Source organism: Azovibrio restrictus DSM 23866, assembly GCF_000429665.1.
Classification (GTDB): domain Bacteria; phylum Pseudomonadota; class Gammaproteobacteria; order Burkholderiales; family Rhodocyclaceae; genus Azovibrio; species Azovibrio restrictus.
In genome coordinates this window covers 92,988-105,579 of sequence record NZ_AUCH01000005.1, presented here as the reverse complement: position 1 = coordinate 105,579, position 12,592 = coordinate 92,988, and the positions used below count along the sequence as shown (strand labels likewise).

General features: G+C 65.8%; 10 protein-coding genes. 7 read left to right on the top strand and 3 right to left on the bottom strand.

Annotation, left to right across the window (positions count from 1 at the left end; translation table 11 throughout):
• Positions 1 to 6: 6 nt before the first annotated feature.
• The 3 genes from icmH to tssJ are packed head-to-tail and all read right to left on the bottom strand — an operon-like array spanning position 7 to position 3,392.
• A complete protein-coding gene (icmH, locus tag G474_RS19855; protein ID WP_084513617.1) occupies positions 7 to 780 on the bottom strand; it encodes a type IVB secretion system protein IcmH/DotU in 774 nt (257 codons plus the stop codon).
• Positions 781 to 793: 13 nt separating this feature from the next.
• A complete protein-coding gene (gene tssK / locus G474_RS0106620; protein WP_026686285.1) occupies positions 794 to 2,140 on the bottom strand; it encodes a type VI secretion system baseplate subunit TssK in 1,347 nt (448 codons plus the stop codon).
• Positions 2,141 to 2,147: 7 nt separating this feature from the next.
• Positions 2,148 to 3,392 carry a type VI secretion system lipoprotein TssJ gene (gene tssJ / locus G474_RS21930; protein ID WP_281171712.1) on the bottom strand — a complete coding sequence of 415 codons (1,245 nt, stop codon included), beginning with the start codon at positions 3,390 to 3,392 and terminating at the stop codon, positions 2,148 to 2,150.
• Between the two features lie 316 nt (positions 3,393 to 3,708).
• Here tssJ and G474_RS22675 point away from each other — a divergent pair, with 316 nt between their 5' ends.
• The 7 genes from G474_RS22675 (at position 3,709) to G474_RS23265 (ending at position 12,577) form a co-directional block, all read left to right on the top strand.
• Positions 3,709 to 4,515 (top strand): M15 family metallopeptidase, encoded by an 807-nt coding sequence (locus G474_RS22675; protein WP_084513615.1) that lies wholly within the window; start codon positions 3,709 to 3,711, stop codon positions 4,513 to 4,515.
• Positions 4,516 to 4,554: 39 nt separating this feature from the next.
• On the top strand, positions 4,555 to 8,382 hold the full coding sequence (gene tssM, locus G474_RS0106600) for a type VI secretion system membrane subunit TssM (protein WP_084513614.1): 3,828 nt from the start codon (positions 4,555 to 4,557) through the stop codon (positions 8,380 to 8,382).
• A gap of 9 nt (positions 8,383 to 8,391) precedes the next feature.
• Positions 8,392 to 9,426 (top strand): type VI secretion system-associated protein TagF, encoded by a 1,035-nt coding sequence (gene tagF / locus G474_RS0106595; RefSeq protein WP_026686282.1) that lies wholly within the window; start codon positions 8,392 to 8,394, stop codon positions 9,424 to 9,426.
• Positions 9,427 to 9,476: 50 nt separating this feature from the next.
• The gene (gene tssB / locus G474_RS0106590) at positions 9,477 to 9,983 is read left to right on the top strand and encodes a type VI secretion system contractile sheath small subunit (RefSeq protein WP_026686281.1); all 507 of its coding nucleotides are present in this window, start codon (positions 9,477 to 9,479) and stop codon (positions 9,981 to 9,983) included.
• 3 nt (positions 9,984 to 9,986) lie between these two features.
• Positions 9,987 to 11,474: a type VI secretion system contractile sheath large subunit gene (gene tssC / locus G474_RS0106585; protein WP_084513613.1), complete on the top strand. Its 1,488-nt coding sequence runs from the start codon at positions 9,987 to 9,989 to the stop codon at positions 11,472 to 11,474.
• Between the two features lie 51 nt (positions 11,475 to 11,525).
• Positions 11,526 to 12,026 carry an Hcp family type VI secretion system effector gene (locus tag G474_RS0106580; protein WP_026686279.1) on the top strand — a complete coding sequence of 167 codons (501 nt, stop codon included), beginning with the start codon at positions 11,526 to 11,528 and terminating at the stop codon, positions 12,024 to 12,026.
• A gap of 107 nt (positions 12,027 to 12,133) precedes the next feature.
• On the top strand, positions 12,134 to 12,577 hold the full coding sequence (locus G474_RS23265; RefSeq protein ID WP_026686278.1) for an OmpA family protein: 444 nt from the start codon (positions 12,134 to 12,136) through the stop codon (positions 12,575 to 12,577).
• Positions 12,578 to 12,592: the final 15 nt, after the last annotated feature.

Here is a 12,592-nt window from a genome sequence, read left to right as displayed (position 1 = left end):
GGCGGCCTAGATGCGGGTGCGGGGCGGCTCGGCGGCCCCCGGTGCCAGGGGCTCCGACAGGGCGGGGCGGGCCTGGAATTCCTTCAGGGTGTCGGTCTCCCCCTGCAGCAGCCACAGGTAGACGAAGAACAGCACCGTCACCACCAGAGCCAGCAGGGCGAAGTACAGCCACAGGGGCAGGTCGTCGCGGACATATTGCTGGAAGCGCTGGGGCAGCCGCCAGTGGGGCGCGAACTCGCTCTTGCCCCGGGCATGGGTGATTTCCTGGCCGATGCGGGTGATCAGGTAGTTGAGCTTTTCGCTGCCTTCCAGCAGGTACTTGCCCTGGAAGCCGAGCAGCAGGCAGGTGTAATACACCTCCAGCACCTCCAGGTTCGCTACCGGGTCCAGGCGCAGCAGGTCCAGCTTGTCGAAGAAGCGCTCCCCCGCCAGGTGCTCGCCGAACAGGCGCAGCTGCAGGGGGGCCCGCTCCCATTGTTCACGGATTTCGAACTCCGAGGCCAGCACGATCTCGTCCATCAGGGCGCAGAAGGCGTACTTGGCTTCCTCGATGGCGGCACTGGCCTTGCCCAGGTTGCGGGCCTGGGTTTCGAACTGGGCCAGGGCCTGGTCCACCCGGGGCCCGAAGTCCGCCGGAGCCCCCGGGGAGTTGCCGTTGCGCAGCATGAAGAGCAGGTAGATGCAGTCCTCCAGGAGTTCCTGGAGGCTGCGGCTGAATCCCTGCTCGACCAGGACGGCCTGGGGCTTCTCGACGGGAGGGGAAATGACGGCGGTGCTCATGGTTCGTTCCTGGTCAGCGGAAGACGGCGAACAGTTCCAGCTTGAGGCTGCTCAAGCTCTGGGGCACATAGATGCAGATGCTGCGGGCCTTGCACATGCGCTCGAAAATGGCCCCCTGGGGTTCGAGAATGAAGTAGTGGTTGCCGACCCGGACCGGCAGGGCCGCCGGGGTCTGGGGCGCATGGGCCAGCTGCACCCCGGGCAGGGCGGAGTTGAGGATCTTCTCCACGTCGTCGGGGGAGCCTGCCTTGAACTTGAGGGGCACCATCTCGAGGATCTGGGTGGTAGGCATTTCGGAGGAGACGGACAGGTAGTAGTCCACGTTCTCCACCAGCCGCTCGCTGTCCAGCCGCCCCACATGGAAGGAAGGCTTGGTATTGACCAGGGGAATCAGCGCGTAGCGGCTGGAAATCACGGTTTCCAGGAGCTCCCGGATCAGCTCGTCCAGGCGGGAGAAAACCTGGGTCAGGTGCTCGTGCTGGTAAGCGGGGATGTCCCCCAGGGTGCGCTCGGAGGAGAAGGTCATCAGCTCGCCGCAGAGCTGGGCAAACAGCTGGTACAGGGCCTCCGGATGGGTGGCGACGCTGGCATAGTGGTTGAGCAGGGGGAACGCCCGGTTGATGGTGTGCAGCAGCCAGAAGGAAGCGATATCCGAAGTGCCGTATTCCACCACGCTCTTGACCCGCTCCCGGTGGCTGGCGGTCAGGGCGTGGCTCTTCACCAGCAGGATGTCCAGCAGGCGGCGCATGGCAATGGCCAGCCAGGGGCTGCCCCCCACTTCCACCAGGGGCGGGATGTAGTCCTCGTCCAGCTCCCAGTCACCCAGGGCATTCTTGACGATGCGCCCCACCGCCAGGCTGAGGTGCCCGTCCCGGTTCTCCTCCGCCACCATCAGGCGCACATGGGGATGCAGGAAGGTCAGCTCCGACTCCAGGGCCTCGGTATACAGATCCACCGCCGCACCCCGGCTGATGGTGTAACGGGGCAGCCGGGTCATCTGCCCCCCGGGCTCGCCGCTGTTGCCGCCAAAGGGATTGAGCAGGGGCAGGCAGGCATAGAGCACCGTTTCCGTCCCCAGCTGCGGGATATCCGCCAGGTTGCGGGCCAGGGGCAGGGGCATGGACGCCGGCGCGTTAATCTGGGTGCCGTCCTGAAACACCGCCTCCAGATCGTCGAGCTGGGCAATGCCGCCCCGCAGGGCATCCACATCCAGGAGCACCCGCCGCACCCCCCAGGGATGAGCCCGGGACAGGCGCATGGCCTGGGCCAGGCTGGTTTCAAAAAACAGGTCCTGTTGCTGGAAATGCTGGGGGCGCAGGAACAGCCCCTCGCCCCAGAGTATGCGATTGAAACCGGGCATGGGAATCCTATTGGGGACCGTAATAGACGGGTTGGCTGTTGTTCTGGTACTGGGGCTGGCCGTAGTAGGGCTGCTGCTGGGCCGGGTAATACCCGGGCTGCTGCCCATAAACAGGCTGGGCCTGCTGGCCATAGTAGGGTTGGGCCGGCTGACCGTAATAGGGCTGCGGCTGCGGCTGGGCCCCCACGTTCACCGCCCCCACCCCGCCGGCGCCGATCTGGACCTGGGCCGGCGCTATGGGCGTGTTGGCGTTGATGTTCACCGTCGGCATGCCCTGGGGCCACCAGCTGGAACCCTGGGACTGACCCTGGGGCGCAGCCGCCGGCGCCGCCTGGTAGCCCTGAGGCTGGGCCGCCTGATAACCCGGTGCCGGCTGGGCTGCCTGGTAACCCTGGGCGGGTTGCGCGGCCTGGTAGCCCTGGACTGGCTGAGCGGCCTGATACCCTTGATTTGGCGCCTGCTGATAGCCCTGAGCCGGTTGATAGCCCTGGTTCTGCGGGTAACCCGCGGCCGGCTGCGCGGCCGGATGCCCCTGGGCGGGGGCCTGGTAACCAGGCGAGGTGGAAACCACTCCGGGAGAGGAGTAGATGGGAATGGTCTGCAGCCCGCCCGGGTTCTGGGGGGCAGGCTGGGCTGCAGGCTGGGCCGCCAGCGGCGCCGTCCGGCGGCCAGCAGTGGTGCTGGCATAGCTGCCGCCGCACTGGGGTTGCAGGTTGGGACTCCAGCCAGGCAGGGCCAGGGGCTCCACCTCACCCAGGGTCAGGAAACAGTCGCTGGCGCGGATGATCAGCCCCTTGCTGCGCACCGCCTCAGCCGGCACCAGCTGCCGCCAGTAGAAGGGATCGGGATTGCGGAAGAAGCCCACGACCCCCACGTAGCGGGTCTCGTTATGCAGCTGCCCGGGACTCACGTAGGCCGAACCCGGCACCACCACCACGTCGGTCTTGTCGATCAGGGCCGGCCCCAGCAGCTGGGCCTCGGGACGCCCCTGGGCCAGCAGGTCATAGGTCAGCCGGGAAAACTCGCTGGCATCCCGCAGCTGATAGATGCGCACCACCACGGAAAGGGATTTCCCCTTGTCATCCCGGTTCAACACCGGCGCCCCTTCGGTGCGGACGTTGTAGGCGTAGCCATTGGGGGAAACTGAACAGGCCGAGGTCATCAGCGAAAGAACCGCCGGAACGAGGATCAGCCGGGAATCGACAAGCCGAAAGCGGGGCCACCGTCCCCGCCCGATCACTGTGCGCTGCATGGATGCGTTACCTTGAAAAAAAATGCAGGCGGCAACCACCCGGGGCCAGCCTGTCGCCATAAAGTTACATGGATATGCATTTTTTGAAAAGCCATTTGTTAAGCCTCTGAAGCGCTATTACTTTAGTCAAATTGACTATGCCATAAGGGCTGCTGTATGTTCCCGTCGTTTCTCAGAATCGTCAGAGTCCACCCCCTATGCTTGCCCCGGCACTCCCTTTGCGCGCCCTCCGGAGTAAACCTCCGTGCCCCGCCCCCCTGCCGCCGGCAAGCCAGGGGCAGCCCCCCGCCGGAGACCGCCCGGAGCCCCTCCGGCCATGACGGCCACCGGCCTGTTCACCCTCATCGCTGCCATCAGCGCCCTGCTGTTCCTGCTCAGCTGGGTGGGCTGGCGCTTTTTCGTCTCGCCCCAACGCGCCGCGCCAAGCAGCCCCGCCGCCGAACCCTGGCATACCCGCCTGGCCGGCCGCTTGCCCTCCATGCAACTGCCCCAGTGGCGACCCGGCGCCACCCTGGGCCGGCAACTGGGTCTGGGTCTGCTGACCGGCGTCGTGAGCGTGGGCAGCATCCTGCTCCTGGCCGACCAGGTCTCCCCGGACCCCTTGATGGTGTTCGAGTCCGAACGGCAGGCTCACATCCAGGCCGCCCTGAACCCGGAACGCCTGGTGCCGCCGCCGCCCCTGCCGCCCCTGATGTTCATCAGCAGCGAGCGCCCCGCCCTGGAAAGTGCGGATCGGGACTGGAACAAGCTTAATCCTGATTTCATGCAGCAGATCCTGCTCGTCCTGGCCCGCCTGGAAGGGCGCGGCTATCCCTTCGCCCTGCTGGAAGGCTACCGAAGTCCCGAGCGCCAGGAAAAGCTGGCCGATCTGGGCAGCCACGTCACCAGTGCCCGGGCCTTCCAGAGCAAGCACCAGTTCGGCCTGGCCGTGGATCTGGCGCCGGTACAGGGCGGCAAGCTGATCATCAGCGAGCGGGACCCCTGGGCCATGGAAGCCTACCTGGCCCTGGGCGAGGAGGCCGAGAAGGCCGGACTGACCTGGGGCGGCCGCTGGTGGTTCAAGGACTACGGTCACCTGGAGCGCAGCGGTCCCCTGATCGACAAGCAACGCCTGGTCCGCTGAGCCCGAGCGGCCGAACACCCATGCCTGAGGAAGAAGTTGATGTGGAAGTTGTTGCGTAACAAGAAGCTGGCCTCGTCCCTGGGGTTCCTGATCCTGATCGCCCTGATCTGGTTCATCGGTCCCTGGCTGGGCCTCGCCACCCAGGAATCCCGGCTGCTGTGGATCGTGGTGGTGATGCTGGTCTGGGTGGTGAGCCTGCTGATCGGCAAGATGATCTCGGACCGGGCCGGCAACCTGCTGGAAAAGGTGCTGCGCCGCCAGACCGATGAGGCGGTGATCGGCGCCGACCCGGAACAACGGCGAGAAGTGGCCCAGCTGCGCCAGCGCCTGCTGGGGGCCATCGACACCCTGAAGACCTCCAAGCTGGGCAAGGTGAGCGGCAAGGCCGCCCTGTACGAACTGCCCTGGTACATGATCATTGGCCACTCGGCGGCCGGCAAGAGCAGCGCCATCCAGCACTCCAGCCTGGATTTCCCCTTTGGCGACAAGCAGGCCATCCAGGGGGTGGGCGGCACCCGCAACTGTGACTGGTTCTTCACCACCGACGGGGTGTTGCTGGATACGGCAGGGCGCTACTCCACCCAGCGGGAGGACCGGGGCGAATGGCTGGAATTCCTCAAGCTCCTGAAGAAATACCGCTCCAAGGCCCCCAGCAACGGCATCATCGTGGCCCTCAGCTTTCCCGAACTGATCCAGCACCAGGGCGAGCAGTTTTCCCTGTACGCCCGGCAGGTGCGGGAACGGATCAACGAGATCGACGACGCTTTCGGCATCAAGGTGCCCATCTATCTGGTATTCACCAAGATGGACCTGCTGGGCGGCTTCGCCCAGTTCTTCGAGGACTTTTCCGAAGAAGAGCGCCAGGGAGTCTGGGGCGCCACCCTCTCCCACGACCAGGGTGCCGCCTTCGATGCGGCCCGGGTCGTCGGCCAGCAGTTCGACGCCCTGCACCGGGGCCTGGTGCAGATGGGCTTCGACAAGCTGGCCCACAACCGGGGCAACATCAACCGCCCCGCCCTGTTCGCCTTCCCCATCGAATTCCACGCCCTGCGCGAACCCATCTGCAAGTTCGTAGACATCCTGTTCCAGGAGGACCCCTTCCACAGCAAGCCCCTGCTGCGCGGCTTCTACTTCACCAGCGCCCTGCAGGAAGGTGAGCCCCAGCAGGCAGCCAGCAACCGCATCTCGAAGATCTTCAGTCTGGCCCGGCCCGGCTTCAACGCCGCCCGCCCTCCGGTTTCCAACAGCTTCTTCCTGCGCGACCTGTTCCGGGAAGTGATCTTCCCCGACCACCACCTGATCACCCGCCAGACCCGCTCCAGCAGCGGCCGCTGGCGGTTCGCCGGGATGGTGGCGGGACTCAGCTCCCTGGCCCTGCTGAGCGGCATGCTCACCTGGTCCTACGTGGGCAACCAGAAGCTCGTCAGCAGCGCCCAGGAGGAACTGCTGGTGGCCCGCAAGCTGAACGAAAGCGGCGAACTGGTGGACCGCCTGAAGGGGCTGCAGGTCCTGCAGCTGCGCCTGGAACAGCTCTACCAGTACCGCAAGGAAGGACATCCCTTCAAACTCGGCATGGGCCTCTACCAGGGAGAGGAACTGGAACGAACCCTGCGCCGGGAGTATTTCACCGGGGTCCGCGCGGTGATGCTGATGCCGGTCAAGGCCGCCCTGGAAGAGCGGCTGGGCAGCCTGGGCAAGGCGCCTCCGCCGCCCCCGCCCGCCGCCAAACCGGAAGCCCCCCCAGCCCCCCCCAAGGCGGCCCCCAAGGCGCCCTCGGGAGGCGGCCTGCCCTACATCCCCATCCTGCATCGCCCGCAACAGTTCCAGGGCGGCTTCTTCAAGGCCGCCTATACCCCCGGCACCCAGGCCTTCGTGCTCAGGACCGCCACACCTGCCGGTGCGGCCAACCCGACCCCGCCGGTCATGGCCCCCAAGCCGACAGCGGCCAAGGATAGTCAGCAGCACCTGGAAGAAGGCTATAACGCCCTCAAGACCTACCTGATGCTGAAGCACCAGGAGCGCATGGACATGCCCCACCTGGCCGACCAGCTGCCCAAGTACTGGCGTCCCTGGCTGGAACAGCACAAGGGCCGGGGCCAGCCGGACGAGGTCAACCGCCTGGCGGAACGGGTGGTGGCCTTCTACGTCTCCCAGCTGGCGGAAGAAGACCTGCCCCTGATCGAAAACCGGGAAGACCTGGTGGGCCAGAGCCGGGAAACCCTGCGCGCCGCCTTCCAGCGCCTCTCCGCCGTGGAACGGGTGTACAACGAGCTCAAGGTCCGGGCCAACACCCAGTTCGCCCCCATGACCGTGGGCCGCATGCTCAACAGCCGCGACCTGAACCTGATCGCCGGCAGCAGCAGCCTGCCCGGTGCCTTCACCCGGGAAGCCTGGGAAAAATACCTGCGCGAAGCCTTCCTGGATGCCAGCAAGGGCGAGGTGAAGGGGGACGACTGGGTGCTGGCCACCTCCTCCCTGGACAACCTGAGCCAGGGCGGCAACGTGGAGCGCAACCGGGAAGAACTGGAACAGCTCTACAAGGCCGAGTACGCCCGGGAATGGCAGAAGTTCCTGCAGGGCATCGTGATCCAGGAGTTCGGCAACATGGATCATGCCGCCCAGTCCCTGGGCCGCCTGGCGGACCTGCAGAACTCCTCCCTGCGGGCGCTCCTGACCAAGGCCGCCTACGAAACCTCCTGGGACAATCCCTCCCAGCTCTCCAAGACCCTGGAAAACGCCAAGAACTCCGTCCTGGAACGTACGGAAAAACTGGTGCTCGGCACCAGCACACCGCCGGGCACACCGCCGGCCAGCCAGCAGCTGGGTGAGCTGGGAGCCCAGTTCGCCCTGCTCGCCGCCCTCACCAACCCCGGCGAAGGCGGGCGTCCGCCCCTGGCCGCCTATCTGGAGGCCCTGGGCAAGCTCAAGACCAAGCTGGCCCTGCTGGCCGCCAATCCGGACCCCGGCCCCCAGGCCCGCCAGCTGATGCAGGCCACCCTGAGCGGCAGCGGTTCCGAATTCGCCGAGGCCCTGGCCCTGGTGGACGGCCCCCTGCTGAGCGGCCACAACAGCGACGCCACCGCAGCCCTGCGCCCCCTGCTGCTGCGGCCCCTGATCCAGGCCTACGCCACCCTGATTCCCCCGGTGGAACAGGACATCAACCAGGCCTGGCGTACCGACGTCCTGCCCGCCTGGCAGGCCCTGGCCAGCAAGTACCCCTTTGCCGACACCGCCAACGAGGCCTCCATGGCGGAAATCGCCAAGTTCCTCAAGCCCGGGGATGGCACCCTGTCGGCCTTCGTGGACAAGCAGCTGGCGGGCCTGGTGGTCCGGCGTGGCGACCAGCTGACGCCGCGTACCTGGGCCAACATGGGCGTCGGCTTCAGCCCCGCTTTCCTGTCAGGCGTCTCCCGGCTCAGTGCGGCCGGCAGGACGGTGCTCCAGGAGGGCGACAACACCCGCTTCGAACTGCAGCCGGTGCCCACCCCCGGCCTCAGCGAAATCATGATCGAGCTGGACGGCCAGGCCCTGCGCTACCGCAACGGGCCCCAGCTGTGGACCGTGTTCTCCTGGCCCGGGGGCGGCGGCAACCTGCCCCAGGGCGCCCGCATCCAGGCCATCCACCTGAACGGCGCCCCGGTGGTGGTGGCCAACCACGGCGGCCGGCTCGGCTTCATGCGGCTCCTGGCCCAGGCCCGGGTGAGCGAGGGCGGCAACGGCAGCAAGCAGCTGGAGTGGCGCATGAAGCGTCCCGACGGCGTGGAAGCCGAGGCCATCCGTTTCAACTTCCGGCTCGTCAGCGGCGCCAACCCCCTTTCCCTGTCCGAACTGCGACGGCTGGGCCTGCCAGACAAAGTCACCCACTGAGACCCCTGCATGCTATTACCCTTCAATCGGGCAGAAGCTCAAGCAGCAGCCACCCACACCCTGTTCGGCAAGCTGCAGAACCGTGCCGATTTCGTGCGCGTCAACGCCAACCACCCGGCCGCCCTGGAGCTGGACCAGCTGATCCAGCAATCCTACGAGCGGGCCACGCCCCTGGATGAGCAGCCAGCCAGTCCGGCCAACTTTCTCTACACCACCCGGGACCGGCGCTACACGGCCATCGGCGTGGCCATGCCCAGCCGCGACCAGGCCGGGCGCAAGTACCCGCTGGTGGCGGCCGCCATCCTGCCCCGGGAGGCCCTGGAAGCCGACCTGCCCCTCTCCCCCATCGCCTACGAGGTGTTTTTCGACGGCCTGCGGGAACAGGTCATCAATGCCGTGGAAAACTCGGTGGAGGCCCTCTCCTGCCGCCAGTTCCTGGAAACCACCCTGCGCTCCTACGAGGCCTCGGCCAGCGATGACCTGCAGCTGGCCCGCAACGTGGTGGAACGTTTCCTGGACAGCTGGAGCTGCGCCCAGGTGCAGGGCTTTCTGGCCGGGGACCTGCCTGGCACCACCCTGCACCAGGCCCTCCTCAACATGGCCTTCTACCAGGCCCACCTGCGCCACTTCGACAACCGCGCCACCAACCAGCTGATCGGACTGCCCCTGGGCCAGCAGAAGGGCGAACAGGCCCTGCTCGCCAGCCTGTGGCTGAACATCCTCGCCAGCCTGTTCCCGGCCCGCAGTCGCCAGGAACCCTGGAACTGCAGCTATTTCATCCACAGCCCCGCCGGCGGCCCGGCGCGGCTGGTGGTGAGCCTGGGGCGCATGCCCGACGGCTTCACCGGGGCCATGCTGGGCACCCCCACCCCGCCCTCACTGATGCTCGACCTGAGCCAGGAACAGGGAGCCTGGAGCAGCCACCGCATGTATGCCGAGGTGTCCTACGCCCTCAGCCGCATGCTGGCCGACCCGGAAGTCCGCCTCGCCCCCCTGTGCAGCCTGCTGGAAGGCATAGGCCGGCAACTGGACCGGGACGGCTGAACCCGACCAGACAACGATTTGAACATTCACTGAAAGCGAAAGGAAAACACATGGCCAAGGAAAGTACACAGAAGAAGCTGTCGCGGGTACGCCCGCCGCGGGTCCAGATCACCTATGACGTGGAGATCGGCGACGCCATCGAGACCAAGGAGCTGCCCTTCGTGCTCGGCGTCCTCGGCGATTACAGCGGCCGGCCCAAGAATCCCCTGCCCAAGATGAAGGACCGGAAGTTCGTGGAAATCGATCGGGACAACTTCGATGAAGTGCTCAAGGCCATGGAGCCGCGCCTGACCCTGCGGGTGGACAACCAGCTGAAGAAGGACGACTCCCAGATGGGGCTGGAGCTGAACTTCAACAAGCTTGAGGATTTCGAGCCCCAGAACGTGGTGGCCCAGGTGGAGCCCCTGAAGAAGCTGCTGGAAGTCCGCACCCGCCTGGCCGACCTGCGCAACAAGATCAACGGCAACGACCGGCTGGAAACCCTGCTGGACGAAGTCATGCGCGACACCGAAAAGCTGAAGAAAATCGGCGCCACCCGCAGCAAGAAGGAGGATTGATCCATGAGTACCGAAATGGCAAGCGCCGCCGCAGAAGCAAGCACCGCCAGCAGTGAGGGCCTGGGGCTCCTGGACCAGATTGTCGAACAGAGCCGGGTGGCCGTCAGCGAAACCGAGCGGATCAGCGCCCGGGACCAGATTGCCGAACTGGTGGACGAAGTCCTGGCCGGCACCCTGACCGTCTCCGCTGACCTGGCCGCCAGCATCGACCTGCGCATCGCCGAGCTCGACCAGCTGCTCTCCGACCAGCTCAACGCCATCATGCACCACCCGGAATTCCAGAAGCTGGAAGCCTCCTGGCGCGGTCTCAAGTATCTGGTGATGCAGTCCGAAACCAGCCCCATGCTGAAGATCCGGGTCCTCAATGCGAGCAAGCGGGACCTGGTCAAGGATTTCCGCGCCGCCTCCGAGTTCGACCAGAGCGCCCTGTTCAAGAAAATCTACGAAGAGGAATACGGCACCTTCGGCGGCGCGCCCTACGCCGGCCTGGTGGGCGACTACGAGTTTTCCCGCCACCCGGAAGACTTCTACCTGCTGGATCAGCTCTCCCACGTGGCCGCTTCGGCCCACGCACCGCTGATCACCGCAGCAGGCGCCGGCCTCTTCGGCCTGGAAAGCTTCACCGAAATCGGCCGCCCCCGGGACCTGTCGAAGATCTTCGACACCGTGGAATACGCCAAGTGGAAGTCCTTCCGGGAATCCGACGACTCCCGTTACGTGGGCCTGGTCCTGCCCCACGTGCTGGGCCGCCTGCCCTATGGCCGGGAAACCCTGCCCCTGGAGGAGTTCAACTTCGAGGAGGACGTGGACGGCTCCGACCACTCCAAGTACCTCTGGTCCAACGCCGCCTACGCCTTCGGCGCCCGGCTCACCGACGCCTTTGCCCGATTCGGCTGGCTGGCAGCCATCCGCGGCGTGGAAGGCGGCGGCCTGGTGGAAGACCTGCCCACCCACACCTTCCGCACCGACGACGGGGAAATCGCCCTGAAGTGCCCCACCGAGGTGGCGATCACCGACCGCAACGAAAAGCTGCTGTCCGACCTGGGCTTCATCGCCCTGGTGCATTGCAAGAACACCGACTACGCGGCCTTCTTCGGCGGCCAGTCCACCCAGAAGGCCAAGACCTACAACACCGACTCGGCCAACGCCAACGCCCGGCTGTCCACCCAGCTGCCCTACATCTTCTCCGCCTCGCGCATCGCCCACTACATGAAGGCCATCATGCGCGACAAGATCGGCAGCTTCGCCTCCCGGGAGAACGTGCAGGACTTCCTCAACACCTGGCTGGCCCAGTACGTACTGCTGGACGATTCCGCCTCCCAGGAGGCCAAGGCCAAGTATCCCCTCCGGGAAGCCCGGGTGGACGTGGTGGAAGTCCCTGGAAAACCAGGAGTTTACCGGGCCGCTGCCTTCCTGCGTCCGCATTTCCAACTCGACGAATTGACGATATCATTACGCCTTGTTGCAGAGCTGCCAAAACCAATCCGGTAACACAATTCATCAACAATCAGCTGTTTCATAGTTTTGACATGGAGAAACAAGATGGCCTTTGACGCATTTATCAAGATTGACGGTATCCCCGGCGAATCCACCGACGACAAGCACAAGGAGTGGATCGAAGTCATCCAGTTCGACCACAAGATCGAACAACCCGCCTCCAGCACCGCCAGCTCCGTCGGTGGCGCCACGGCCGAACGGGTCAACCACGGCACCTTCAACTTCGTGCACCTGGTGGATAAGGCCGCTCCCAAGCTGCTGGAAGCCTGCTGCACCGGCAAGCACCTGAAGGAAATCACCATCGAGCTCTGCCGCGCCGGGGGCGACAAGGTGAAGTACATGGAAATCAAGCTGGAACAGGTCCTGGTTTCCAAGGTCGAGAGCATGGGTGCCGCCGAGGAAGAACAGGGCTACCCCGTCGAAAAGGTCAGCCTCTCCTACGGCAAGATCAAGTGGACCTACACCCAGCAGAAGCGTGCCGACGGCTCCGCCGGCGGTAACGTCAGCGCTGGCTGGGACCTCACCGCCAACAAGACCATCGCCTGATACCTCCCGGGGTCCGTCAGGCCGGGGCCGCGCCAGGCAACTGTTGCGGCCCTGTTTTTTTGCCGGTGCCGGCAAGCACCGGACGTATCACCGCAAGAGGAATGAACATGATGCCCTCCCGCTCCAGCCTCGCCTTCCTGGCCGCAGCAACCCTGCTCCTGGGTGGCTGCAACAGCAACGAGCCCAAGCCCGACCCCCAGCCCAACCCCGGCGTGCCCGCCGTGGCCCAGCCGCCCCGCCCCCTGCCCCTGCATCCGGCCGCCGTCCCCAATCCCAGCATCATCATTTTTGAAAAAATGTCGATCAAGGTGGACGACCCCGGCCGTTTCCAGCTTGCCCAGCTGATAGAGCGGGCCCGCATCGCCCAGCGCATCACCATCACCGGCTACTGCGACCGGCGCCAGATCGCCAATCCCACCGATGCCGCCATCGCCCGCGCCATCGCCGTGCGCGACGAACTGATCGCCCTGGGTATTCCGCATCGCAACATGGCCGTCACCATCAACATCGGCGTGCCCCAGAAACACGCGGCCGAAATCCGCTTCGACTGACCCACGCCCCAGCCT